The organism is Streptomyces sp. NPDC030809 (genome assembly GCF_055572195.1).
Genome location: NZ_JBVIDV010000018.1, coordinates 42,870 through 66,297, shown reverse-complemented (window position 1 = coordinate 66,297; position 23,428 = coordinate 42,870). Strand labels below are relative to the sequence as shown.

General features: G+C 75.6%; 21 protein-coding genes. 13 read left to right on the top strand and 8 right to left on the bottom strand.

The window, feature by feature from the left end:
* The first annotated feature begins 201 nt into the window (after nt 1–201).
* The 3 genes from ACZ407_RS23365 to ACZ407_RS23355 all read left to right on the top strand — a co-directional run bounded on the left by ACZ407_RS23365 (nt 202) and on the right by ACZ407_RS23355 (nt 4,773).
* The gene (locus tag ACZ407_RS23365; RefSeq protein ID WP_468131234.1) at nt 202–2,949 is read left to right on the top strand and encodes an AfsR/SARP family transcriptional regulator; all 2,748 of its coding nucleotides are present in this window, start codon (nt 202–204) and stop codon (nt 2,947–2,949) included.
* A 152-nt stretch (nt 2,950–3,101) separates the two neighbouring features.
* Nucleotides 3,102–3,839, top strand: a complete 738-nt coding sequence (locus tag ACZ407_RS23360) for a DUF4232 domain-containing protein (protein WP_468131232.1) — start codon at nt 3,102–3,104, stop codon at nt 3,837–3,839.
* 130 nt (nt 3,840–3,969) lie between these two features.
* Nucleotides 3,970–4,773 (top strand): class I SAM-dependent methyltransferase, encoded by an 804-nt coding sequence (locus ACZ407_RS23355; RefSeq protein WP_468131230.1) that lies wholly within the window; start codon nt 3,970–3,972, stop codon nt 4,771–4,773.
* A 57-nt stretch (nt 4,774–4,830) separates the two neighbouring features.
* On the opposite strand, the gene ACZ407_RS23350 is transcribed toward ACZ407_RS23355, so the two are convergent.
* Nucleotides 4,831–6,084, bottom strand: coding sequence for a serine hydrolase domain-containing protein (locus tag ACZ407_RS23350; RefSeq protein ID WP_468131228.1), 1,254 nt, complete (start codon nt 6,082–6,084; stop codon nt 4,831–4,833).
* 395 nt (nt 6,085–6,479) lie between these two features.
* Here ACZ407_RS23350 and ACZ407_RS23345 point away from each other — a divergent pair, with 395 nt between their 5' ends.
* Nucleotides 6,480–7,073, top strand: coding sequence for a L,D-transpeptidase family protein (locus tag ACZ407_RS23345; protein ID WP_468131226.1), 594 nt, complete (start codon nt 6,480–6,482; stop codon nt 7,071–7,073).
* Nucleotides 7,074–7,123: 50 nt separating this feature from the next.
* Nucleotides 7,124–7,636, top strand: coding sequence for a GNAT family N-acetyltransferase (locus ACZ407_RS23340; protein ID WP_468131224.1), 513 nt, complete (start codon nt 7,124–7,126; stop codon nt 7,634–7,636).
* A gap of 76 nt (nt 7,637–7,712) precedes the next feature.
* On the opposite strand, the gene ACZ407_RS23335 is transcribed toward ACZ407_RS23340, so the two are convergent.
* Entirely contained in the window at nt 7,713–9,407 is a 1,695-nt protein-coding gene (locus ACZ407_RS23335) for a carbohydrate binding domain-containing protein (RefSeq protein WP_468131222.1), read from the bottom strand.
* 418 nt (nt 9,408–9,825) lie between these two features.
* On the opposite strand from ACZ407_RS23335, the gene ACZ407_RS23330 reads away from it, so the two are divergent.
* Nucleotides 9,826–10,719, top strand: a complete 894-nt coding sequence (locus ACZ407_RS23330) for a hypothetical protein (protein ID WP_468131220.1) — start codon at nt 9,826–9,828, stop codon at nt 10,717–10,719.
* A gap of 64 nt (nt 10,720–10,783) precedes the next feature.
* Here the strand turns inward: ACZ407_RS23330 and ACZ407_RS23325 are convergent, their stop codons facing one another.
* Together ACZ407_RS23325 and ACZ407_RS23320 are read right to left on the bottom strand one after the other, a co-directional pair.
* Nucleotides 10,784–11,518 carry a hypothetical protein gene (locus tag ACZ407_RS23325; RefSeq protein ID WP_468131218.1) on the bottom strand — a complete coding sequence of 245 codons (735 nt, stop codon included), beginning with the start codon at nt 11,516–11,518 and terminating at the stop codon, nt 10,784–10,786.
* A 4-nt stretch (nt 11,519–11,522) separates the two neighbouring features.
* Entirely contained in the window at nt 11,523–12,422 is a 900-nt protein-coding gene (locus ACZ407_RS23320) for a hypothetical protein (RefSeq protein WP_468131216.1), read from the bottom strand.
* 200 nt (nt 12,423–12,622) lie between these two features.
* On the opposite strand from ACZ407_RS23320, the gene ACZ407_RS23315 reads away from it, so the two are divergent.
* Complete coding sequence (locus tag ACZ407_RS23315) at nt 12,623–13,543, top strand: DUF4389 domain-containing protein (RefSeq protein WP_468131214.1); 921 nt, start codon at nt 12,623–12,625, stop codon at nt 13,541–13,543.
* Here ACZ407_RS23315 and pdxR read toward each other — a convergent pair.
* On the bottom strand, nt 13,481–14,989 hold the full coding sequence (pdxR, locus tag ACZ407_RS23310; protein WP_468131212.1) for a MocR-like pyridoxine biosynthesis transcription factor PdxR: 1,509 nt from the start codon (nt 14,987–14,989) through the stop codon (nt 13,481–13,483). The genes ACZ407_RS23315 and pdxR overlap by 63 nt on opposite strands.
* A 116-nt stretch (nt 14,990–15,105) precedes the next feature.
* On the opposite strand from pdxR, the gene ACZ407_RS23305 reads away from it, so the two are divergent.
* Complete coding sequence (locus ACZ407_RS23305; RefSeq protein WP_468131210.1) at nt 15,106–15,861, top strand: metallophosphoesterase; 756 nt, start codon at nt 15,106–15,108, stop codon at nt 15,859–15,861.
* 15 nt (nt 15,862–15,876) lie between these two features.
* Here ACZ407_RS23305 and ACZ407_RS23300 read toward each other — a convergent pair whose 3' ends face one another.
* On the bottom strand, nt 15,877–17,178 hold the full coding sequence (locus ACZ407_RS23300) for a pyroglutamyl-peptidase I (protein ID WP_468131208.1): 1,302 nt from the start codon (nt 17,176–17,178) through the stop codon (nt 15,877–15,879).
* A gap of 416 nt (nt 17,179–17,594) precedes the next feature.
* Between ACZ407_RS23300 and ACZ407_RS23295 the strand changes: the two genes are divergently transcribed.
* The 5 genes from ACZ407_RS23295 (at nt 17,595) to ACZ407_RS23275 (ending at nt 21,805) form a co-directional block, all read left to right on the top strand.
* The gene (locus tag ACZ407_RS23295) at nt 17,595–18,434 is read left to right on the top strand and encodes an alpha/beta fold hydrolase (protein ID WP_468131206.1); all 840 of its coding nucleotides are present in this window, start codon (nt 17,595–17,597) and stop codon (nt 18,432–18,434) included.
* 135 nt (nt 18,435–18,569) lie between these two features.
* Nucleotides 18,570–19,148 (top strand): sigma-70 family RNA polymerase sigma factor, encoded by a 579-nt coding sequence (locus ACZ407_RS23290; RefSeq protein WP_468131204.1) that lies wholly within the window; start codon nt 18,570–18,572, stop codon nt 19,146–19,148.
* Nucleotides 19,145–19,855 (top strand): anti-sigma factor family protein, encoded by a 711-nt coding sequence (locus tag ACZ407_RS23285; protein ID WP_468131202.1) that lies wholly within the window; start codon nt 19,145–19,147, stop codon nt 19,853–19,855. Before ACZ407_RS23290 ends, ACZ407_RS23285 begins: the two co-directional genes overlap by 4 nt.
* A gap of 103 nt (nt 19,856–19,958) precedes the next feature.
* Nucleotides 19,959–20,969: an SCO0930 family lipoprotein gene (locus ACZ407_RS23280; protein WP_468131455.1), complete on the top strand. Its 1,011-nt coding sequence runs from the start codon at nt 19,959–19,961 to the stop codon at nt 20,967–20,969.
* Between the two features lie 158 nt (nt 20,970–21,127).
* Nucleotides 21,128–21,805 (top strand): HAD family acid phosphatase, encoded by a 678-nt coding sequence (locus tag ACZ407_RS23275; protein WP_468131200.1) that lies wholly within the window; start codon nt 21,128–21,130, stop codon nt 21,803–21,805.
* A 66-nt stretch (nt 21,806–21,871) separates the two neighbouring features.
* On the opposite strand, the gene ACZ407_RS23270 is transcribed toward ACZ407_RS23275, so the two are convergent.
* Together ACZ407_RS23270 and ACZ407_RS23265 are read right to left on the bottom strand one after the other, a co-directional pair.
* A complete protein-coding gene (locus ACZ407_RS23270; protein WP_468131198.1) occupies nt 21,872–22,066 on the bottom strand; it encodes a hypothetical protein in 195 nt (64 codons plus the stop codon).
* A gap of 5 nt (nt 22,067–22,071) precedes the next feature.
* Nucleotides 22,072–23,271, bottom strand: coding sequence for a 3-dehydroquinate synthase family protein (locus tag ACZ407_RS23265; RefSeq protein ID WP_468131196.1), 1,200 nt, complete (start codon nt 23,269–23,271; stop codon nt 22,072–22,074).
* Nucleotides 23,272–23,428: the final 157 nt, after the last annotated feature.

The following is a 23,428-nucleotide window of genomic DNA, read 5'->3' as shown; positions in this document are numbered from 1 at the left end:
AGGGGGGCCACGGCTGACGGGCGGGGCCGACGGGGCGGCCGCCTCGGTGGCCGCGCGGTCGGCCTCGGTGATCTCCACCTCCCCCCGGAGCGGCGGCCGCAATGCCTCCCCTGCGCACGTGGCGGGCCACTCCCGCGCCACGTGCACCCGTACGGCCGATAGGCTGTCCGTCGTTCTGCTTCTGGAGAGGTACAGGTTTTCGTGGAGTTCCGGCTGCTCGGATCGGTGGCCGTGGCCACCGGGGCCGGGGACCTGCCGCTCGGTCCGGCGAAGCGGCGCAGTCTGCTCGCCGCCCTGCTGCTGCGGCCCAACCATCCCGTGTCGGTGGACCACCTCACCGCGGCCCTCTGGGACGAGGAGCCCCCCGCGCGCGCCCGCAGCGTGATCCAGGGGCACGTCTCCCGGCTGCGCGTCCTGCTGGATTCCGCGGAGGCCGGGGCGTACGGGGTGGAACTCGCCACCCAGGGGGCCACGTACACCCTGCGGATGCCCGACATGCTCCTCGACGCACACCGCTTCGACGAGATGGTCTCCCTGGCCCGCGGCCAGGGCTCGCCGGGGGATGCGGCCGCCATGTACGAGGAGGCGCTGGCGCTCTGGCAGGGCCCTGCGCTGACCGGGGTGCACCCCAGCCCCCCGCTCCAGGCGGCCGCACACGCCCTGGAGGAGCACCGGCTCGCCGCGGTCGAACAGCTCGCCCACTGCTACGGCCGGCTGGGCGAGCACGCCCGGGCGGCGGCGATCCTGCGGGCCGAGGCCGCCGCGCACCCGCTCAACGAGTCGCTGTCGGCCGCGCTCGTGTCGGCGCTGCGGCGGGCCGGCCGCCGCTCGGAGGCACTGGACTGGTTCCACCGCACCCGGCAGCTGCTCGCCGAGGAGCTGGGCGTGGATCCCGGGCCCGAGCTGGCCGGGGCCTACACGCTGGCGCTGCGGGGCCACGGCGGCCCCGACGAGGACGAGGAGGCCCCGGCCCCGCCGACTCCGGCGGCCGGGCCCGCGCCGTCGCCGCCCGCACCCCTCGCGCCCGGCCCGGCCCTGCTCGCGGCCGATCTGCTGCCGCGTGCGCCGCGCGGGTTCCACGGCCGCCGGGCCGAGCTCGCCGCCCTGTCCCGGGCCGCGTCCGGGGAGGCCCCGGTGTGCCTGGTCACCGGCCCGGCCGGGGTCGGCAAGAGCGCCCTGGTCGTGCACTGGGCGCACCACAACGACTCCCTCTTCCCCGACGGCCGCCTCCACACCGACCTGCGCGGTTTCAGCGACACCGGCGAGCCCTCGGCCATGGACGTGCTGCGGGAGTTCCTGCCGGCCCTGGGGGTGGCCCCGCGCCGGATGCCGGAGTCGGAGGCGGCGGCCGCCGCGCTGTTCCGCTCGCTGACCGCCGACCGCCGGCTGCTCGTCGTCCTGGACAACGCCCGCACCTCGGAGCAGGTGCGGCCGCTGCTGCCGAGCGGGCCGGGCTGCGTCACCGTGGTCACCAGCCGGCACCGGCTGCGCGGGCTCATCGCCTCGGACGCGGCCCGGCCGGTGCCCCTCGGGGTCCTGGGGCCCGAGGACAGCACGGCCCTGCTCGCCGCGGTGCTGGGGGCTGAGCGGGTGCAGGCCGAGCCGGCGGCGGCCCGCCGGCTGGCGGAGCTGTGCGACGGGCTGCCGCTGGCGCTGCGGGTCGCGGCCGCCCGGCTCGCGGACCAGCCGCACTGGACCCTGGCCGCCATGGCGGACGAGCTCTCGGACGCCAACCGCAGGCTCGCCCTGCTCGACGCCGAGGACACCGGGGTCCGGGCGGCGCTGGAGCTGTCGGTACGGCAGCTCCCGTCCGCGGCCGCGGAGTTGTTCGCCCAGCTCGGACGGCATCCGGGAACGCACGTGGACCGCGGCACGGCGGCGGCCCTGGCGGGCACCGGGGCGGCCTGCGCGGAGGCCGCCCTCGACCAGCTGGCCGCCGCGCACCTGCTGACGCAGAGCACGCCGTCCCGGTGGACCCTCCACGACCTGGCGCGGCTGTACGCGCGCGGGATGCCGGCGCGGCCGGGTGCGCTGGAGCGGGTGCTCGACCACTACAGCGCGGCCGGGCTCGCGGCCGCGGCGGCGGCCGAGCAGGACGGGGAGGCGTGTTTCGCCCCGCCCGCGGACTTTCACCCGCCGGCGCTGGTGCCGGAGTTCGCGGGCCGGGACCAGGCCATGGCCTGGTACGCGGCGGAGCGCGAGGACCTGGTGCTGGCCGCGGGCGCGGCGCAGGCGGCGGGCCTGCACGGCCGGACCTGGCGGGTGGTGCTGGTGATGTGGCCGCTGATGGTGTGGCGGGTACTCGACGGCTGGGCGCCGCTGCTGTACACCGCCCTGGCGGCGGCGCGTGCCGAGGGGGATGCGAACGCCGAGTCGCGGGTGCTGGCACTGCTGGGCTGGGTGCTGACCGAGGAGGGGCGGATCGCGGAGGCGCTGCCCCATCTGGAGGCCGCCCCCGCGCTGGCCGCCCGCTGCGGGGACCTGGGCGGCGAGGCCACCGCCCTGGTCAACCTCTCCCTGGCGCAGGCCGCCCTGGGCGATCTGGAACAGGCTGCGCGGGGCTGCGTAAGGGGGGCGGAGCTGGCGCGTGCGGCGGGGCTGGCGCACACCGAACGGCTGGCGCTGTACCACCTGTCGCGGCACCGGCTGGATGCCGGGCGGTGGCAGGAGGCGCTCGACACGGCGACGGCGGCCGCGGCGCTGCACCTGCCCGACCTGCCGTCCGCCCCGCGGGCGATGCTGCTCGCGGCGGCCGGGGAGGCGCTGATCGGGCTCGGCGAGCGGGCGGAGGGGATCCGCCGCCTGGACGAGGCGGCGCGGCAGGCCGAGGACTTCGGCTTCGACGAGGGCGCGGTGCAGGTGCTGGCCGCGCTGCTGCGGGTGGCCGCGTGCGAGGACTACCGGGAGCGGCACGCGGCGGCGCTGGTCCGGCTGTCCGACCGGTCGTGAGGGGGCGCCGACGGGCCCGGGCGCGGCGCGGTGTCCGTGGGCATCAGCGGAACGTCAGCGGTGCATGAACGCGACGCCAGCCCGGGTCGCGAGGGTGGTGGAGTCACGGGGACCAGCCCGTGCGGAACGCACCAGACACGGGGAGCCTCCTCATGCACAAGCACCGCATCCGTACCGCCGCCCTCGCGGCGTCCACCGCCGGCCTCGCCCTGGCGCTGACCGCCTGCGGGGGCGGCGCGGCGGCGGGCGGCGCGGACGGCCCGGCCGCCGGCAAGGGCGCGGGGAGCGGCGCGGTGGCGCAGGCGGGCGCCGGCGGGGACACCGCCGCCTCCGGGGGTGCTGCCGCTCCCGCTCCCGCCAAGGCGGCCGCCGCCTCCCGTTCCCACGCCGGTACGGCGGGCGCCTCGGGCACGGTCCGGCGGCCGGCGGGGGAAGCATCCGCCGGGGGTTCCGGACAGGTCCGCGCGTGTGCGGGGGACGAGCTCTCCTTCATGGTCGTGCACCGCCAGGCGGGGAAGCCGGGCGAGCACCTGCTCATCAGCGCGGAGAACGCCGACTCCCGGCCCTGCTGGGTGACCTCGTACCCGTCCGTCATGCTCGGGGACTCGGACCGGGTGCTGGGGCACTCGCGCCACGACGCGCCGGGCGGCGCCGCGCGGCTCACCCTGCGGCCCGGAGCCACGGTCTACGCGGCCGTGGCCCTGTTCCGCGACGGGGCCGGGACGCACACGGACGGGGGGCTGAGCATCGCGCTGCGCGACCGGACGGGCGACTCGGGTCCGGGCTACGAGCAGGACGTCTTCGATGCGAAGGGCCTGCCCTCGAAGTTCACCTGGGCCTCGGCCGACGTGACCTACTGGAACGCGCGCAAGCCGTACGACTTTCGCTAGGTTCCGCTTCGGCCGCCCCGGGGGGCCGGGTCGGGAGCACCGCTTCCCGCACCACCGCGGGCGCCCGCTGCGCTGACGAGCCGTGTCGTACCCCCCGGAGGGCGGGGTCCCGGGCCGATAGTGGGGAGCTGTGAGCAGGGAAGGCGAAGCGAAGCGGGGAGCGGGAGAGCCGGACGCGGCGGAGGGGGGTGCCTGGGCCGGGCAGGCCGGGGCCGAAGCCTTCGCCGCGGTCTCGGCGGCCACGGACTGGCTGCTCGGGTATCCGTTCGTGTTCGAGGCCCTGTCCTCCCGCCTCGGCGGTGCGGGCGGGGTCCTCGTCGACTACGGGTGCGGGCCGGGGCGCGTGGCGGACCGGGCGGCGCGGGTGACGGGGATGCGGGTGCTGGGCGCCGACACCTCTCCGCAGATGCTGGAGCTGGCGCGGCGGACGGCGACCGCGGTGGCCGGGTTCCACCTGGTCGAGGACGGGCGGGTGACGGGCCTGCCGGACGGCTCCGCGGACGCGGTGATGTGCAATCACGTGCTCGCCTCGGTGCCGGACGAGGGGGCGGTGCTGGCGGTGTTCACGGAGATCCGCCGGCTGCTGCGGCCGGGCGGCCCGGTCGTCCTGCTGACGACCGACCCGGCGTGCACGGGGCTGGAGTACGCCTCGCTCCGGGTGGGGACGGCGGGGGCGGTGTACCGGCCCGGCGAGGAGATGCCGGTGCAGCTGCGGCGCACGGACGGTTCCTGGCAGGAGGTCCGCAACCACGCGTGGCCGGTGGACGTGCTGCCGGCGCTGCTGGAGCGGTCCGGGTTCCGGGAGGTCGTGCAGCGGCGGCCCACGGTGGACGAGGCGCTCCTGCTCGCCGATCCGGAGCACGTGCGCAGCCGGGAGTGGACGGCGGAGCGGACCCGCCCCCCGCTGGTGGTCACCGCCGCGGTCGCGGCCTGACCTGCGGTACGGGGACACCCCCGCCGGGCCGCGCGGGCCGGGCGGGGGTGTGCCGCATCAGCGGGAGCCGCGCTCGGGCAGGTCCTGCTCGGCGGCCCGCAGCGGGGCGAAGCCGCGCTTCATGACCGAGGCGGAGGCCTTCTTGCCGCAGAACGCGGCCTCCAGGGTGCCGCCGAGGGCCGTGTTGGCCTGGCCGCGGTTGGAGGTGTTCGCCATGGCGCTGAGGCTGCGCTTGCCGTCGCGGGTGGTGAACGCGTAGGTGTAGAAGCCCTGGACGGTGCCCGTGTGCCCGAAGACCTGGGTGCCGCAGGTGAGGTCGTAGCGGCGCAGGCCCAGCCCGTAGAAGCGGGTGTTGGTGGCGTCGGTCGGGGTGACGGTGGTCATCGCCTCCAGGGTCTTCGCGGAGAGCAGCTTGCCGCGCAGGAGGGCCGACATGAAGGTGCTGAGGTCGGCCTCGTTGGAGATCATCGCGCCGGCGGACTGGCCCCAGGAGACCGTCTGCTCGGTGGAGTCGACGAGCGGCGCACCCTCCTCGTCCGGGTGCAGGTAGCCGCGGGCGTGCACGCCCTTGATGGCCGTGGCCGGGTGCACGTACGAGGTGTTCTTGAGCTTCAGCGGCTTGATGATGCGCTGGGTGTACTCCTTGGCCACGCGGTGGCCGGTCACCTTCTCGATGATCATGCCGACCACGACGAAGTTGGTGTTGGAGTACTTGTACGAGACGCCCGGCTCGGTGGTCCGCGGCTCCTTGAGGGAGAGGTCGACGAGCTCCTGGTAGGTGAAGACCTTGTTCCGCACGGCCTCGAAGCCGGGGACGGTCTGGGCGAACATCGCGTTGGTGTAGTCGGAGAGGCCGCTGCGGTGGGTCAGCAGGTGGCGCACCGTGATGCGGTCGTCCGGCAGCAGGCCCGGCAGGTAGGTGTTGACCGGGTCGTCCAGCCGGACCTTGCCCTCGTCGACCAGCTGGAGCAGCACCACGCTGGAGAAGGTCTTGGTGACGCTGCCGATCCGGAAGCGGGACTTGGGGTCCATGGCCGCACCCGTGGTCCGGTCCTGGACTCCCTCGCTGCGGAACTGGATGCCGTCCGGTCCCTTGAAGCGGGCCATGGCCCCCGGGGCGCCGGCGGCGAGGGTGTTGCGCAGCGCCTGCGAGATCCCCTCCAGGTCGGGCGCCGGTACGGCGGTACGGGCGGCGGCCGGCGCGGCGGGGGCGGCCGCGGGGGCGGCGTGGGCGGTCGCGGGCACGGCGGCGGCCACGGCCGCGAGCAGGGCGGCACCGGCGGTGAGGCGTCGGTCGATGGTCAGGCGCACGGGTCTCCTCAACAGTGTGGGCAAAGGCAGGGATTGGGGGCGGTTCGCGGTTGCGATGCCGCCCCGGGGGCCGAGCCTACGCAAGATCAGTGACAGGTGCGGTCAAGGACATCCGCCAAAAGAAAGGTTTCTGCCACTCTTTGGGCGGTTCCTCGCACCGTGCTGCGGCCCGGGCGGGACGGGCGGATCGGCCCGGCCGGCCCCCGGACGGGCCCCCGCCCCCGCCACGCGCGCGCCTGCGACCAGCCCGGACACGGCAGTTGCTGTCCGGGACAGCGGACGCCGTTGTGCCCGGAGGCGCCTCGCACAAGACTCGGCGACGGCCGCCGGGGGAGCGCCGTACCAGCCTCCCGCCGGGGCCCCCGGTCCGTCCCCTCGCTTTCAGGAGTGCCGTCATGCGCAATCGTTTCCGCTTCGCTCCCGTGGCCCTCGCGACGACCCTCGCGGCCGGTCTGCTCTCCGCGGCGGTCGGGCCGGCCCAGGCCGATCCGACGGCCGGGCAGGCGGCGGCCGCCCCCGCGGCGGTGCCCGCGTACTACCTGAAGTTCGACAAGAGCTCGGTGACCAACTCCCGGCTGTACCTCATGAAGAGCGTCGCGGGGCCCGACAAGGTGCTTGCGAGCTACAAGGCGGGCTCGGGGCAGTCCACGAACGCCTGCATCGTCGGCAAGGGCTGGCTGCCCAACGGCACGTACAACATCGAGTTCCACCGGACGAACTTCGACGGGATCATCAACGGCTACGTGATCAAGCTCTCCGACCACAAGTGTCACAACGGCACCAAGCGCACGGAGCTGTTCATCCACAGCGAGATGCGCCCCAACGGCACCCAGGGCACGATCGAGTCCGAGCGCTGGACCAACAGCAACCCGAACGACTACTACTCCAACGGCTGCATCAAGCTGAACCCCGGCAACATCAAGAACCTGTTCTCGAAGATCGGCGGCGTCGGCTGGGGCCGCGTGACCAAGCTCTACGTCTTCAGCTGACCCCGGAAACCGGCGCGCGCCGGCTCCGGCCCGGCGGCTACTGTCGTCCCATGACCGAGCTCCACGGAACCGCGATCGTGCTCCGTACGGCAGTGCCCGAGGACGTGCCCGCGCTGGCCGCCATCCGCGCCACGCCCGAGGTCCTGGCCCGGTGGCGCGGCGGACCGGACTTCGAGAAGGAGATCGCGGAGGACCTGGCGGACCCCGGACTCCACTTCCTGACCGTCCGGCAGGGCGACCGGATCATCGGGGGGATCCAGTGGCACGCCGAGGAGGAGCCGGACTACCGGCACGCCGGGATCGACTTGTTCCTCGATCCCGGCGTGCACGGCCGCGGGCTGGGCACCGATGCCGTGCTCACCCTCGCCCGGCACCTCGTGGACGAGGTGGGCCACCACCGCCTGGTGATCGACCCGGCCGCCGACAACGCCGCGGCCATCCGCTGCTACGAGAAGGCGGGCTTCCGGCCCGTGGGCATCATGCGCCGCTACGAGCGGGGCGCGGACGGCACCTGGCACGACGGGCTGCTGATGGACCTGCTGGCCGACGAGCTGCCCCGCTGAGTGCGGGGCGGCTCGCCGGCCGTCGGTGCGGACCCCTGGCGCCGGGCCAGCCGGACCCGGGTGCCGGGGTGCCCGGTCAGCCGGTGAAGCCGGCCGTCAGCCCGGTGAACTGCCAGTCGCTCTGGGCGATGCCCGAGCAGGTCTCCTGGAGGCCGCCGCCGGGGCAGCCGCGGTCCCGGTTGACGGACCAGAACGCCAGCCGGGCGAGGTGGTGGGAGTTGGCCCAGTTGCGGATGTCGGTCCAGTTCTGGACGGTCGTCGTCTCCTGGGTGTCGCTGATCCCGTTCATGCCCGAGATGCCGATGTGGGCGTAGGCCGTGGCGTCGTCCCAGCCGAAGACGGACTTCAGCTTGGCCTTCAGCCCCTCGGTCGCGGAGACCGTGGCGGCGTACATGTCCGTCGAGGCGTTCCCGAAGTCGAACGGCATGATCGTGAAGACGTCGATGCCGGCGTCCTGCGCCTTGGCCTGCTCGATCAGGCGGTTGCCCCAGCTGGTCGGGCCGGTGGTGCCGGTGCCGAAGGTCAGGATGGTGCGGAGCCCCGGGTTGTTCTGCTTGACGATCTTCAAGGCGCCGAGGATCCGGTCCTGGACGGCCGCGTTCTCGAACTCGTCCGTGTTCTCGATGTCCACGTCGACGGCCTTGAGCCCGTACGCATCGATGACCTGCTGGTAGGCGGCGGCGAGCGCCTGGGCCGAGGAGCAGTTGGGGCCGAGCTTGTTGCCCTGCCAGCCGCCGATCGACGGGACGATGTCCCCGCCGGCGGCCCGGATCGCGTTGATGGTGCTCTGGTCGGCGCCGCCGGTGAGCGGGCGCTGGCCGTCCCAGGCCGGGTTGCAGCCGCCGGAGGAGAGGATGAACGCCATGGTGAACCACTTCACCCCGGTGGCGTTCATGACGGTGGTGGGGCTGGGCGGGTTGCCCCAGCCGAGGTAGAAGTAGGGCGCGGCCTGCTTGAAGCCGGTCGGGGTGCCCGTGGGGTCGGTGGTGACGGTGACGGCGCCGGAGGCGGGCGAGGTGTTGCCCGCGGCGTCGCGGGCGCGGACGGTGAAGGTGTACGCGGTGTTCGCGCTCAGGCCGGTGACGGTCGCACCGGGGGTGGCGGAGCTCGCGACCCTGGCGGTGCCCCGGTAGACGTCGTAGCCGGTGACGCCCACGTTGTCGGTGGCCGCGTTCCAGTTCAGGGAGACGCTGGAGGAGGTCTTCCCGGTGCTCGTGAGGCCGGTGGGGGCGGTGGGCGCCTGGGTGTCGGCACCTCCGCCGGGGCCGTCGAGGCTGATGTCGTCGGCGTGGTAAGTGCCCTGGCCGTACCAGCCGTTGACGTAAACCTGGGCGCTGGTCTGGGAGGCGCCGGTGGTGAAGGAGACGGTCAGCTTGGACCAGGTGGTGGCGGAGGGGGTCCAGGTGGAGGCGCCGCCGGTGACGCCGAGGTACACGTAGTTGCCGCGGACCCACCCCGACAGGGAGTACGTCGTGTTGGGCTGGACCGCGACGGTCTGGGTGCACTTGGCGTGGTCGGAGGCGGTGGCCGCGCCGGCGAGCGCCTTGGTCCCGCCGTGCACGGGCGAGCCGACGACCGAGCCCAGGCCGCCGCTGCACGACCAGCCGGACAGGGAACCGGTCTCGAAGTCCCCGTTGGAGAGCAGGTTGGCGCCGAACGCCGGGCCGGGGACGCTCAGTACGGCGGCGGCGCCGAGCACGGTGGAGCCGAGCACGGAGACGAGTCGGGTCCGGGCGCGGCTGCGGGTGCGGGCACGGGTGCGGCTGTGCAAGGCAGTACCTCCTGGGGACGGGGACGCGGCGTGGCGACAGGACGGTGCCGGCGGCTCGGGAGCCGCCGCCGTGAGGGGTGCGCCGGGGTTCCGGACCCGGGTGGCGGGAGGCCGGGGTGGCGGGAGGCCGGGGTGGGGGACGGAGCGGGAGGACGGGCCGGAGGGCGGCGGGGCGGTGACTGCCGCGTCGCCGGGAATCTAGACCTCCGAATCCAGCGCAGTCAACAGGTCTGGACCAATAAAGTGCTGATCGTAAGGTTTCCTAACTCCCCTGTTGACAGAGGGGTTTGAGATTCGGGACGCTGGCGGGTGCGCCCGCGCGCGCAGCCTTCCCGGCGCGCCGGAGCAGCCCGGGAACCCCGCGCGCGACGCGGCACTCTCACTGTCCGGAGGCAGGGCCGACGGCGGAGGTGGCGTGATGCGCGGTGCACGGAGGGACGGCCGGGGGCGGGGGTACGCGGGACGCGCGGCCCTGCTCGCGCTGGCGGTGCTGACCGCCCTCCCGGGGACCGCGAGCGCGGGGCCCGCCCCGCAGCCGCTGCCGGAGGGGGCGCGGGTGCCGGCGCGCCCCGGTGAGCGGGTCGCGCTCCGGGCGCCCGGCCACCTGCCGGGGCTGAACGGGCAGTGGGTGGTCTCCCCCGCCTTCACCGGGCACGGGACCCTGCGGATGGACGATCCGGTGCTCACTGCGGTGGCCACGGTGTCCTGCACGGCCCGGCCCGGCTCGTACCCGGTGGAGATCACCCTGCCGGACGGCCCGGCCGACGGGGTCAAGGGCAGCCGCTGGGTCACCGTCGTGGTCGCGGACATCGGCGCGGCGGAACGCGCCGCCTGTCCGGCGAAGGCGGCGGCGCTGCCGCCGGAGCGCGTGGAGGAGCACTGGCCGGCCGCCGACTCCTGGCCGCAGACCCCCTGGGACGTACGCACGTTCCGGCCGGGGCAGCGGGTGACCGCCACGGCCATGGCGGAGGGCTACGACCAGGCCCTCGACTCGCCGGGGTTCGAGGGCCGGCCCGTCCTGCGCGGGGAGAAGGCGGCGGTGACCGCCACCGCCACCGTCCGCTGCGATGCCGCACCGGGGCTGTACGAGGTCCGGCGGGCGGACCGGGAGGGGGTGTGGGCCCGCTACCGGGTGGCCCCGGCCGACGCGGCCGAGCGCCGCACGTGCGCGGCCAGCACCCCGCCCGCGCCGGAGCCGGGACGGCCGTGGCCCACGGGCGGACTCCTCCTCGGCTGCGGCGCCGCCGCCCTGGCCGCCGCCGCAGCGGGGTATGCGTACCGACGCCGACGCCGGCCCACGGCCGCGAGCTGACGCCCACGCCTTCCCGCCCACCGACGGACCGCGGCCCCGGCCTGCGCACCCGGCGGGTGCCCGGTCAGACCGCCACCCGGTCCACGGCCGGCAGGAACTGGTCGTAGAAGGCCGTCTTGAGCGCGAGGGCCTGCTCCTCCAGCTCCCGGAAGGAGTCGGACGACCCCTCGCGGGCCAGGAGTTCGGTGACCCGGGCGGCCAGCCGGTCGGAGTGGGTGCCGGAGAGCACGGAGACCGCGGCCAGCGGGGTGGCCTTGGCGTCGTGGACGTGGTGCGGGTGGTAGAAGCGCGAGCGGTTCCCGCCGTCTCCGGTGAACAGCGGCTCCATCCGCTCCCACAGCCGCCCGTACTCCACGGACACCAGCACCTCCCCCCAGAACCGCAGGATCGTCAGGATCCGCAGGTCGGAGTCGGGGTGCCCGCCCGCATCGGCGATGAAGGCGAGGGCGTCGCCGATGGCCCGCCGGGTCTCGGCGGTGGGCCGGGAGGCCACCACGGCCTCCCGGGAGACTCCCAGCAGGCGCAGGTCCGCGGTCATGTCCTCGCGGTGCGAGGGCGTGCGCCCCAGGACGTCCGGGTACTCCTCGCGCAGGATGACCCGGGCGATCCGCAGCCCCTCCTCGTCCTGCAGCAGATCGATCGCGAGGTCGTAGCAGGGGGTGAACGCCAGGGAGACGAAACGGCGTTGGAGCAGAACGGCGGTGAAGTCCTCCTCCGGCAGGAGCGAGACGTTCGCCAGCACCGGATGCCGGCGGAACCGCTCGATCAGCCCGTCTTCGAATGCGTCCAGTTCGTGCATGGCCTTACCCTTCCGATCTGTTCTCCAGGGCTTCGGGACTGATGCCCGCGACCGAAGCCCGCCAGTCCCGCAGGTCCACGTCCGCGCCGATGCTCCACAGCGTGTCCAGCTCCCCCTGGATTCCCCGGCCCATCACGCTGCCGCTGCCCTCGACCTCCGTCTGAGTGGATTCGATGGCCAGCTGGCCGTGCAGGAAGGAGCTCACGAAGTAGCGCTCGTCCGCCTTGTAGACGGCGATGGACGGCAGGGAGCTGTACACCCGCACCTGCAGGTGCGCCCGGCCTTCTGCGTCGACCTCCCCGTACAGCTCGGCGAGGCCGGCCAGGCAGCGCTCGACGCTCTGCCGTACGTTCTCCTCGAAGGCCACGTCCCGGACCCTGCTCAGGGCCGCGTCCCGCTGCCCCGCCACGGAGGACCGCGGGTGGAGCAGCATCACGCGCACCGGCACCCGCTCGGCGAGCGCCTTCGCGAGCGCCCGCCGGATGCGGCGCAGGTTGGGGATCCAGGTCTGCAGGATGACGATCTCCGCCGCGGCCCGCTCCGCGAGCCGGTTGAACTCGGCGTCGGGGAACTCCTCGTGGACGCGCACCACTCCCCCGTAGTGCGCCTCCCGGAGCCTGCGGGCGGTGGACTCGATGTCGAGCTTGGACAGCTGCGCCTGCATGGTGTCGTCCATCCGGACCAGCTGGGCCTGGACGTCGTCGAGGCGCTTGAGCCGGTCGACCTCCATCAGCAGGAACACCGTGACGGTACTGAGGATCAGCAGGGTGACCTTGGGCAGGGCACCGCCCGGCGCCAGCGCGTCCAGCCACCCGAAGAGGTCGGCGATGAGCACCACGACACCGGAAGCGGCCATGACCGCGAGCGCGATCCGCTCCGCCCAATAGCGAAATTCGCCACCCATGCCCACTCCCGCCCCAGGACCCCCGCCGACATCGGCGACGACCGTACACCGCGGCCGCGCGGGCGGACGGAGATTTCCGGCCGCCCGTCCGGAGCGCGGGCACCCCGCACCCCTGCGGGCCCGCGGGCGGCGGACCGGCACGAGAGGTGAGATAACGGAAGGGCCCGGACGAAGCCCTCACCCGACCGATCGGAGCGCTCATGGCGGCAGGCTGGGACCCGCGTCCCGCGACCGAGACGGACGGCGGCGAATGGCTGCCCGCCCTCGACATCCCCGCTCCCGGACCGCAGCGCCGGTGGACCGTGCTCCTGCGGTGGCTGCTCCTGATCCCGCAGTACCTGGTGCTGGTCGTGCTCGGCATCGCGGCCTTCTTCGGCACGGTCGGCGCCTGGTGCGCGGCCCTGGTCCTGGGCCGGGTGCCGGATCCGCTCGCCCGGTTCCTCGGCGGCTTCCTGGCGTACCAGACGCGCGTGGAGGCGAGTTCCCTGCTGCTGGTGGACCGGTATCCGCCGTTCGCCTTCTCGGCGCCGGACCACCCCGTGCAGATCGAGCTGCGCCCCGGTCCGCTGAACCGCCTGGCGGTGCTCTTCCGGCTGGTCCTGATGATTCCGGCGGCGATCATCACGAACCTGCTGCAGTACGGCTGGATGACGCTCAGCTGGGTGTTCTGGCTGATCACGCTGGTGCTCGGGCGGCTACCGGAGCCCATCTTCGGCGCGGTGGCCGCCTGCGAGCGGTTCCGGATGCGCTTCGGGGCGTACGCGATGATGCTCACCTCCGCCTACCCGAAGCGGCTGTTCGGCGACGGGCCTGCGGAGGCGGGAGCGGGGGCGGACGCGTACGGGGGCCCGGGCGGGTACGGGACGCCGGGCGGGTACGGGACGCCTGCCGCTCACGGGACTCCGGGCACGCATGCGGCACAGGGGCGGCCCTCGGCCACCCGCCCGCTGCTGCTCGACACCGGGTCCAAGGTGCTGATCGTGGTCTTCCTCGTCCTCGGTCTCGCCGCCCACGCCGTCACCCCGGCCACGACCCCGGACCGGGACGACGAGGACCGCTCACAGGGGGCCGGGAGCGCCGTGGTGCTCCTCGTCACCGACCGCTCCCCCGTGCGGAGTTGAACGGCCCGGCAGCGCGCGCAGCACGGCGCACAGGGCGTCGACGGCCCGCGGGAAGCCGTGTTCGGAGGCGGCCGCGAAACCGATGAGCAGCCCCTCGGACCTGGCCGGATCCGGCCGGTGGCGGAGCTCGGTGAGCCCGCGCAGGGCGATGCCGCGGGCGGCGCACTCGGCCAGGATCCGTTCCTCGCGGGGGCCGCCGGCCGGCAGCGTGACGAGGGTGTGCAGCCCGGCCGGGACCCCGTGCGGGGTCAGCCCGGGGAATTCCGCGAGCCGCTCCAGGAGCAGTTCGCGGCGGCGCCGGTAGCGCAGGCGGGCCGCGCGGACGTGCCGTTCGTAGGCGTGGGTGCGGATGAGGTCGGCGAGGACGAGCTGCCCGATGGTCTCGGTGTAGAGGTCGGCCTCCTCCTTCGCGCGCAGCACCGGTTCCACCAGCGCGGCCGGCAGCGCCATCCAGGCCAGCCGCACGGCGGGCCCGAGGGTCTTGGAGGTGGTGCCGCAGTAGACGACGTGGTCGGGCGCCAGCCCCTGAAGTGCGGCCACGGGCCGCCGGTCGTAGCGGAACTCGCCGTCGTAGTCGTCCTCCACGATCAGCCCGCCGGTGCTGCGGGCCCAGGCGCACAGGGCCTGGCGGCGGTCCGGGTGGAGGGGCACGCCGGTGGGGTAGTGGTGCGAGGGCGTGACGACGACCGCCCCGGCCCGGGCGGGGAGGTCCGCCACCCGGGCGCCGTCGGCGTCCACGGGCAGCGGGAGCACGTCGAGTCCGGCCCGTCGGACGACCGCGCGGTAGAGGTCGTGCCCGGGCTCCTCCATCGCCGCTGCGGTGGCCCCGCGGTCCGCCAGGACCCGGCTCAGCAGGCCCACCGACTGGTAGAAGCCCGTGGTGACGAGGAGGTGCGCCGGGGTGGTGCGCACCCCGCGGGTGCGGCCGAGGTGGTCGGCGAGCGCCTCGCGCAGGGCGGGGTGGCCGCGCGGGTCGCCCGCGCCGAAGGTGTGGGGCGGGGCCTGCCCGAGGACGCGGCGGGCGGCCCTCAGCCAGGCCCGGGCCGGGAAGGCGCCGACGTCCGGGAGCCCGGGCCGCAGGTCGTGGCGGACGGCGGGCGGGCCGGAGTCCGCCGCGGCGGGGGCGGGTCCGGAGGGGGCCGGTGCGGAGGGGGCCGGCGCGCCGGGGCGGGCCGGTGCGACGCGGGTGCCCGAGCCGGGCCGGATGACGAGGTGCCCCTCCTCCGCCAGCTGGTCGTAGGCGGCGGTCACCGTGCCGCGGGAGAAACCGAGTTCCGCGGCCAGGGCGCGGCTGGACGGGAGCGGGCTGCCGGGGGCGAGGCGCCCCGAGCGGACGGCCTCCCGCAGCGCGTCCTCCAGCCGGGCGCGGCGCCCGGCTGGCCCGGCACCGAGGTCGAGGTGCAGATCGGAGCCGGCGGGGGCGGAACCGGACCAGTTTTTCGGCACGGAAGTGGATCTTACGCGTGGTCCGGTGGCCGCCTAGGTTCGCCTTCGCGGGGCCGGCGCCGAGACCGGCCGCCGCATCCCGACCCACCGCGTCTTCGGAAAGGCCGATCGGAACCGTGACCGTCATCGCGCATCTCAGTGACCTCCACCTCGACGGCGGGCAGCGCAGCACCGACCGCACCCGCGCCGTCATGGACTACCTGGAGGCCCTCCCCCACGACCTCGCCGCCGTGCTGGTGACCGGCGACATCGCCGACCACGGCCTGCCGGAGGAGTACGAGCAGGCCCGCGAACTCCTGCACTCCCGGCACCCGGTGCTGGTCTGCCCGGGCAACCACGACGACCGGGCCGCCTTCCGCCGCCACCTGCTCGGCGAGGAGCCCTCCGCCGCGCCCGTGAACCGGGTCCACCGGGCGCCCGGCCTCACCCTCGCCCTGTGCGACTCCTCGGTGCCGGGCAAGGACGAAGGCCTGCTGGAGGACGTCACCCTGGCCTGGCTGGAGGACGTACTCGCCGGCACGCGGGAGGGCGAGCACGTCCTCGTGGGCTTCCACCACCCGCCGGTCCCGCTGCACGTCCCGTACGTGGACGGCATCCGGCAGGGCGGAGAGGAGCGGCTCGCGGAACTGGTGGCCCGCCACCCCCGGGTCGCCGCGCTGGTCTGCGGGCACGCGCACACCGCGGCCGCCACCGCCTTCGCCGGGCGGCCGCTGCTGGTGGCACCGGGGGTGGTCTCCACCCTGCGGCTCCCGTGGGAGCGGTACGCCCACCCCGCGGACCACGTCCACCTCGACCAGCCGCCGGCGGTGGCCTTCCACGTGCTGGACCCGGCCGGCCGGGTGACGACGCACTACCGCAACGTCCTGGTGTGAGTCCCGGACGGGCCGTCAGGGCGTCTGCCGGACGGCCGCCGCGACCTCCAGCACGGCCCGCACCTCCTCCGCGATGGCCGTCTCGTTCCGCTCGAACTCGGGGCCGGTCAGCTCCGCGGGATCGGCCGGCAGGCCGGTGAGCACGGGGGTGTGGAGGTGGCCGCCGGGGAGTGCGGGGGCGAGTTCGAGGCGGAGCCGGTTCGAGCGGTAGGCGACCTCGTTGGAGAGGTAGCCGCCTCCGCCGCCCGCGACGGCACGCGAGCCCGGAGTGGGCCCGTCGGCCCGGTCCACCGGCTCGGTCCCGCCCGCGGGGATCTCGGTCACGTCCGGGTTGAGCAGGACGGGGTACGGGGTCTGCACCGCGGCCGTGACCGCGTCCGCGGGCAGGGTGGTGCGGATGAACTCGGCCCCGGGACCCATGCCGGGGGCCGTCACGGGCCGGTTGCGGGTGCCGCCGGACAGGGTTCCGGTGTTGTCCGGGTAGGGGTCGGCGGACCGGGAGCGGCCGGCCCACTCCTCCAGGGTGAAGAGGCCGGGGTAGCCCTGGCTGACGGTGGTGACGAGGTCCGCGGAGCGCGGACCGCCGGCCATCCGCGGGGCGAAGGCGCGCTCGACGATCCCGCGGTCGAAGTCCCCGTAGCGCACGGGCAGGACGACGGCCCGTATTTCCGCGCGGGTGCCGTCGGCGAGGGTCACGCGGCGGCCGTTGAGGCGGAGGGCGGCGGACCCGGACGGATTGGCGCGGCGCAGCTCGGTGTCCAGGCCGAAGGGGTCGAAGCCGCTGATGAACACGCGCCGGACGCCCGGGGAGCCGGTGAAGGAGTTGTCCGAAAGTCCGCGGGAGGCGTCCTCGAACCGGGTCCGCAGGGCGGTCCGGTCCACCTCGAACCCGGGCTCCCAGCGGTCGAGTTGCACGGTCATCGCCAGGCGGGTCCAGTACAGGGGCCGGTCGTCCCCGGCCGGGAGGGTGCCGGCCGGCCGGCGGCCCTGCGCCCGGTGTACGGCGGACCACCACAGGGCCTCGCCCCAGGCCTCGGCGGTCGCGGCCGCCTCCCGGGCGGTGCGGGCGCTGCACAGGGCGGTGGGGAAGCGGCGGACGAAGTCGCCGAGCCCGGAGCGGTCGACGAGGGCGGTGGTGCGCGGGTCGCCGAGGCGGGCCTGCTCCCGGTCGGGGGCGGGCGCGGCCTGGGTGCGGCAGGCGGGGCCCTCGGCGGCCGCGGGGGCGGGTGCCGCGGCGGCGGGAGTGGAGGCGGCGGCGAGGGGAAGGACGGAGGCGAGGAGGGCTGCGGCCGATGCCGCGCGCCGTAAGAGCATCATGCGATGTGACATTACACAGCGGCTGGATGCGGAGGGCCCCGCCGTGTCCGTTTCCCGCCGTCCGCCCGCCCGGTGAGGGGCCGACCGGAGGCGGCGGCCCCCCACCGTGCGCCCTGCCCGCGGCCTCGTCCCGCACTACCGCGCCGAGGTGCGCGGGCGGTGCCGGGACCGGGGCGGGCTCAGCCGGGCGCGACGTACCCGCCGGGGCGGAGGGCGAAGGCTTGGATGCGCGTCGGCCTGGCGTACGGGAGCCTGGCCGGGAGCCGGTCCACGAGGCGGCAGGCGATGTCGCGCCGCTGCACTCCACCGCCGCGGTCGGCCCGACCGGACCGCCGCCGGGCGACCGGCCGGGGCCGCTGCCGCCCGGCGCCGATATCGGCTTGTCCCGGCGGCCGGGCGCTGAAAAGGTGCCCCGCGTGGCTGAATTCATTTCGTATGACGGGACGTTGCTCGCCCATCGCGCCTTCGGAGCAGGTCCCCCTCTGATCTGCCTGCCCGGCGGCCCCATGCGCGACTCCGCGTACCTGGGTGAACTGGGCGGGCTGTCCGCGCACCGCCGGCTGCTCCTGCTGGACCTGCGCGGCACCGGGCGCTCCGCGCCGCCCGCGGACCCCGGCACCTACCGCTGCGACCGGCAGGTGGCGGACGTGGAGGCGCTGCGGGTGCACCTGGGCCTGGAGCGGATCGACCTGCTCGCGCACTCGGCCGCCACCAACCTGGCGGTGCTGTACGCGGCCCGCCACCCGGAGCGGGTCGGCCGGCTGGTCCTGGTGACCCCGAGCCCGCAGGTGCTCGGCATCGGCATCGCGCCCGAAGAGCGGCTGGAGGCGGCGCGGCTGCGGGCCGGGGAGCCCTGGTTCGGGGCGGCGTACGCCGCGCTGGAGGAACTCGTGGCCGGCCGGCCCGCGCCGGGCGGGCGCGAGGCCTTGGCCCCCTTCTTCCACGGCCGCTGGGACGCGGCCGCCCGGGCGCTGGAGTCCGCCGACGCGGAGCAGAAGAACGCGGACGCGGCCGCCGCCTTCGGGGCCGAGGGGGCCTACGATCCGCCGGCCACCCGGGCGGCCCTGGCCGGGCTGGACGCCCCCGTGCTGGTGCTCGCGGGGGAGCTGGACCTCAACTCGCCGCCGGCGGCCGTGGCCGAGCTGGCCGCCGCGTTCCCGAAGGCCGTGCTGCAGGTGCAGCCCGGGGCGGGGCACTACCCGTGGCTCGACGACGCCGCCCGCTTCACGGCGGCGGTCCGGGAGTTCGCGGCCTGACCGGCCGCACCTGCCGGATCCGGCCGGGCGGGCGGGGTCCGGCGGGGTCCGGCGAAATCCGGCGGGACCCGTTGAACCGGAGGGCTCCGCGGCCCGTGTGAAACGCGGAGCACGCCGACGGACGGAGAAGGTGACATGGCCGGACTGTGGTCCCGCGCCCGGCGCAGCGCGGGCGACGAGCTGCTGATCAGGTCCCTGTACGAGGAACACGGCAACGCCCTGCTGGCCTACGCGACCCGGCTGACCGGGGATCGCGGTGCCGCGGAGGACGTCGTACAGGAGACCCTGATCCGCGCCTGGCGGCATCCGGAGGTGATGGTGAACGGAAAGGGCTCGGTCCGCGGCTGGCTGCTGACGGTGGCGCGCAACCTCGTCACCGACCGGTACCGCGCGAAGGCGGCCCGGCCGCCCGAGGTTGCCGGCTCCCCGGCGCATCCGCCCGCGGAACCGGACCATGCGGACGGGGTGGTGGACAGCATGGCCGTGCTGGGGGCGCTCGGCCGCCTCTCGCCGGACCACCGGGACGTGCTGGTGCAGCTGTATTTCCGCCAGCGCAGCGTCGCCGAGGCGGCGGAGGCACTCGGCATACCGGCGGGCACGGTCAAGTCCCGTTCCCATTACGCGCTCAAGGCGCTGCGCGAGGCGTTCGCGCACGACGGCGACGGACCCGGCAGGGGCGGCAGGCCCACCGGGCTGCAGGAGGTGGCGGCATGACCCGGCAGCAGCACGAAGAGGAGCTGCTCGGCCCGTACGTGCTCGGGGTGCTCGACGGTCCGGAGGTACGGCGGCTGGAGGATCACCTGGCGGAATGCGAGCGGTGCGCACGGGAGCTGGCGGGTCTGCGGGAGATGGAAGCGGCGCTGGGCGAGGTGCCGGAGGAGGCCCTGTTGGAGGGGCCGCCGCCGGATGGCGAACTGCTGCTGCGGCGGACCCTGCGCAGGGCGCGGGCGGAACGGGCCGCCGGGCTGCGGCGCACCCGGGCGGTGGCCGGTATGGCCGCCGCGGCCGCGCTGGCCGGGGTGTTCTGGCTGGGCACGCAGGCCGGGGACGGCACGGAGGTGGTGTCGGCGCCGCCGGCACCGACACCTCCCGCCTCCACGGCGCCGCCCGGCGCCCGGGTGGCCTCGGCTGCCGACCCCGCCAGCGGGGCGCGGATGACCGTCCGCCTGACCCCGGCCGCGCAGTGGGTGCGGCTGCACGCGGCGGTCACCGGGCTGCCGCCCGGGGAGCGGTGCCGGCTCGTGGTCGTGGCGCAGGACGGGAGCCGGACCATCGCGGGGAGCTGGGTGGTGGGCCGGGCGCCGGACGGCGGGGGCAAGGAGGCGGCCGTGGACGGTTCGGCGGCCGTGGCCCCGTCCGAGGTCCGGCAGGTGCTCGTCGAGAACGAGGCGGGGCGGAGGTTCGTGGCGGTGCCCGTCTGAGAATTTCCCCGGATCCGTTGAACTCCCCCGCCCGGGGCGTCGTGTCTCCAGTGACCGTCGAAAGCGAAGGAAAACGGCGTACCACCGGATGAGCGGAGTGACCATGATGAACTGGCGCAAGATAGGACTGGCCGGGGCGAGTGCGGCCCTGCTCCTGGGGGCGAGTGCCTGCGGTGGTGCGGACTCGGCCCGCACGGCGAACGCCGCCGCGGAGGCCAAGGCCCCCGCGGCGGCCGGATCGGCGGGCGCGGGAGCAGGAGCCGCGGACTCCTCCGGGGGCGGGAAGGACGACGGGTACGGGAACGGGGACGCCTACGGGTCGGGGTCCGGCTCCGCGGGCGGCTACGGCTCCGGCTCGGCGGCCGGCGGCGGGGCCGCCCCCGCCGCCAAGGGCCCGGTGTCCGCCCGCCGGGACCCCGCCCTCGGCACGCTCGTGACCGACTCCGCCGGCTTCACCCTGTACCGGTTCGACAAGGACAGCGCCAAGCCGCCCGCCTCCGCCTGCGCGGGTGCCTGCGCCGAGGCCTGGCCTCCGGTGCCGGCGGGCGCCGCGGCGGGCACCGGCATCGACCCCGCCCGCCTCGGCTCGCTGACCCGTGCGGACGGCACCCGGCAGCTCACCGTGGCCGGGTGGCCCGTCTACCGGTACGCGAAGGACACCGCGCCCGGGCAGACCCGCGGCCAGGGGGTGGGCGGCACCTGGTTCGCCGTCACTCCCGAGGGGCGGAAGGCCGGGCGGCCCGCCGGTCCGCCGCCCGCCCTGTCCCTGCAGCGCGACCCCCGGCTCGGCGAGATCGTGCGCGACGGGAAGGGCCGTACGCTCTACCGCTTCACCGCGGACTCGGCCTGGCCGATGCGCTCCCGGTGCACCGGCGCCTGCCTGGAGACCTGGAAGCCGGCCGGGACGGACGCGCTCAAGGCGGGCGGGGCCGTCCGGGGCATCGACCCGAAGAAGACCGGCTCCTTCACCCGCCCCGACGGCACCGTCCAGCTGACGCTGGACTGCTGGCCGCTCTACTGGTACACGGGCGACAAGGCCCCCGGCGACACCAACGGGCAGGGCATCGGCGGCAAGTGGTTCGCGGTCACCGCCGAGGGCAAGCTCGCGAAATAGCCGGGCGGGCCGCAGGGTCGGGCGGGGGGCGGATCCGGACACGGCCGTTCACCCGCCGGCCGGAAGAAGTTTCCTACCGACCGGTAGACAGGGGGCTGGATCTTGCCGATTCTGAGCGTGTACACGCCAATCCCACTCCCCGCAAGGAGCGCCCCCACATGCGCAGCACCGGCACCCGCACGGTCTCCCGCACCCGCACCCTCGGCACCGCCGCGGGCGCGGCCGCGGCCGCCGCCGCCCTCATGCTGGCCCCCGCCGCCCCGGCCCAGGCGGCCCCGGCCGCGGCCCCGGCGGCCGTCACCGCCTCCGCCCCGGGCGGCAACGCGGCCATCCTCGGCGTCGACTACGCGACCTGGAAGCGGGACGTGGCCGCCGTCATCGGCCAGGCCCGCCCGTACGTGGAGCAGCGCATCGGCCAGGGGCCCGCCGGCGAGAAGCCCGCGATCGTCCTCGACATCGACAACTCCTCGCTGGAGACGGACTTCCACTGGTTCTGGACCTTCCCCACCCCCGCGATCTCCGAGGTCCGCGACCTGACCCGGTACGCGAACGAGCGGGGCGTGGCGGTCTTCTTCGTCACGGCCCGTCCGGGCATCGTGCACTCCCTCACGGAGCGGAACCTCAAGTCGGTCGGCTACCCGGTCTCGGGGCTCTACGTACGGGACCTCCCGGACCTGTTCCACGAGGTCAGCACGTACAAGACGGCCAAGCGGGCCGAGATCGAGGCCCGGGGCTACACGATCATCGCCAACATCGGGAACAAGGAGAGCGACCTCGTGGGCGGCCACGCCGAGCGCACCTTCAAGCTGCCGGACTACGACGGCAAGCTGTCCTGACCGCACCCCGCGGCCCGGGCCCCGTGCGGGCCCGGCCCGCGGGCACCCGTGCCGGGGGCCGGGCGGTCAGCCGCCCTTGTGGGCGCCGGCGCCGTCCCCGCCCTGCCGGCCGGATCCGGCCACGCCGACGCGATCCTTGCGGCCGCGGGGGACGGCCCGCTGCTTCTCCAGGAGGTGTTCGTACACCTCGAAGTCGACCGATTGCCATTGGCCCATGTCGCCATGGGTGGCCCGGAACTGGGCCGGAGTCGGACTCGTCACTGTTCTCACCTCTGCCATTCATTCTCCGGCCGTACCTCTCGGACCGCCGGAACGGGTTCTGTGATCCACCATGCAGCTCCCGGCGACCCGGCCGCATGGGGAGCGGACCCTTTCCCGGTCCCGGTCCGCGGGGCGGGCGCGTGCGGGCCGGCGGGGGCGGGGAACTGCGGGAGCGGGGCGAGGGCCGCCAGGGCCTCGGTCAGGACCCCTGCTCCGAGCGGGGTGCGGAGCCGTCCGCGGTGGACGTGGGGTTCACCCGGCCGGCGCAGCAGCACCAGTCCTGCGTGTTCCCCGCCGCCCGTCAGCGCCTGCCGCACGTCCTGCACCCCGACACCCGCCGGCAGGGTCCCCGGGGCCCCGGCGCGGTCGAGGAGGTCCGCGTGCAGGGCCTCGTCCGCCTCCGGCAGCAGGCCGGCCAGCCGCGCGGCGCGTGCGGCCGCGCGCAGCCCGAGGGCCAGCGCCTCTCCGTAGGGCACGGGTACGGGTGCCAGGGCGTGGACGGCGCGGGCCACGGCCGCCCCGTAGTGCAGGGCCGCCGCCGGACCCTGCCCGAGGGGGTCGTACTGCACGAGCCCGGCCCTCGCCTGGACGCAGAGGGTGACGAAGCGGGCCAGGGTGGCGGGGTCGTACCGGCCGTCCGTCCGCAGCCGCGCCGCGACCTGGGCGGCGGAGCCCGGCACCACGGCCAGCACGTCGCGCACGAGCACGCTCAGCCCCGCCCGCACGGCGCGCGCCGGGAGGGTCTCCAGGAATTCGAGCTCGGCCCGGACCAGGGCGGGCGCCGCGCCGGTCGCGGCGAGGGCGGTGTCGGCCATGGCCCGCAGGGTGGTGGGCAGGCGCACCACGGGCGGCCGGGTCCCGTCGGCGCGGCGGAGCCGCCCGGCAGCGGCGAGGACGCGGGTGCCGCCGAGCGCGACGACCAGGGCCCCGTCCGGCACCCGGGCCGCGCCGGCCGGTCCCGGCCACAGCAGGGCGGTGGGGGCGGCGGCGCCGAGCCGGCGCAGGACGCCGGACGCGTGCGCACGGGGCAGCCCGGGGCCGGTGACCAGGACGATCAGCTCCGGGGCGAACGCACGGACGAGGTCGGCGAGTTCACCGTGGTGAGCGGCGCCGTGGCGGATCTGTACGGGGAAGTGCAGCGGGCCGGCCACGAGGTGCCGGTCGATGCGGATGCCGGCGCGCGCGGCGCCCGGGTTCTCGGACATGCCGTCACGGTCCCCGGGAGGCCGCCCCGGGGGCATGAGCCCGTGTTCCCCTGCGGGCCCGGTTCCCGGCCCGGCCGGGGCCGGGCGGGCGGCCGGGAGCCGGTTGGGAGGTCAGGCCCATGTGCCCGGGATGCGGGGGTTCCTACGTTGGTGGTCC

Coding starts and splice junctions, on each gene's coding strand:
- ACZ407_RS23360 (WP_468131232.1), top strand. CDS start 3,102: ATGCACAAGCACCGCATCCGTACCGCCGCCCTCGCGGCGTCCACCGCC.
- ACZ407_RS23345 (WP_468131226.1), top strand. CDS start 6,480: ATGCGCAATCGTTTCCGCTTCGCTCCCGTGGCCCTCGCGACGACCCTC.
- ACZ407_RS23340 (WP_468131224.1), top strand. CDS start 7,124: ATGACCGAGCTCCACGGAACCGCGATCGTGCTCCGTACGGCAGTGCCC.
- ACZ407_RS23330 (WP_468131220.1), top strand. CDS start 9,826: ATGCGCGGTGCACGGAGGGACGGCCGGGGGCGGGGGTACGCGGGACGC.
- ACZ407_RS23325 (WP_468131218.1), bottom strand. CDS start 11,518: ATGCACGAACTGGACGCATTCGAAGACGGGCTGATCGAGCGGTTCCGC.
- ACZ407_RS23320 (WP_468131216.1), bottom strand. CDS start 12,422: ATGGGTGGCGAATTTCGCTATTGGGCGGAGCGGATCGCGCTCGCGGTC.
- ACZ407_RS23315 (WP_468131214.1), top strand. CDS start 12,623: ATGGCGGCAGGCTGGGACCCGCGTCCCGCGACCGAGACGGACGGCGGC.
- ACZ407_RS23300 (WP_468131208.1), bottom strand. CDS start 17,178: ATGATGCTCTTACGGCGCGCGGCATCGGCCGCAGCCCTCCTCGCCTCC.
- ACZ407_RS23290 (WP_468131204.1), top strand. CDS start 18,570: ATGGCCGGACTGTGGTCCCGCGCCCGGCGCAGCGCGGGCGACGAGCTG.
- ACZ407_RS23285 (WP_468131202.1), top strand. CDS start 19,145: ATGACCCGGCAGCAGCACGAAGAGGAGCTGCTCGGCCCGTACGTGCTC.
- ACZ407_RS23280 (WP_468131455.1), top strand. CDS start 19,959: ATGATGAACTGGCGCAAGATAGGACTGGCCGGGGCGAGTGCGGCCCTG.
- ACZ407_RS23275 (WP_468131200.1), top strand. CDS start 21,128: ATGCGCAGCACCGGCACCCGCACGGTCTCCCGCACCCGCACCCTCGGC.
- ACZ407_RS23265 (WP_468131196.1), bottom strand. CDS start 23,271: ATGTCCGAGAACCCGGGCGCCGCGCGCGCCGGCATCCGCATCGACCGG.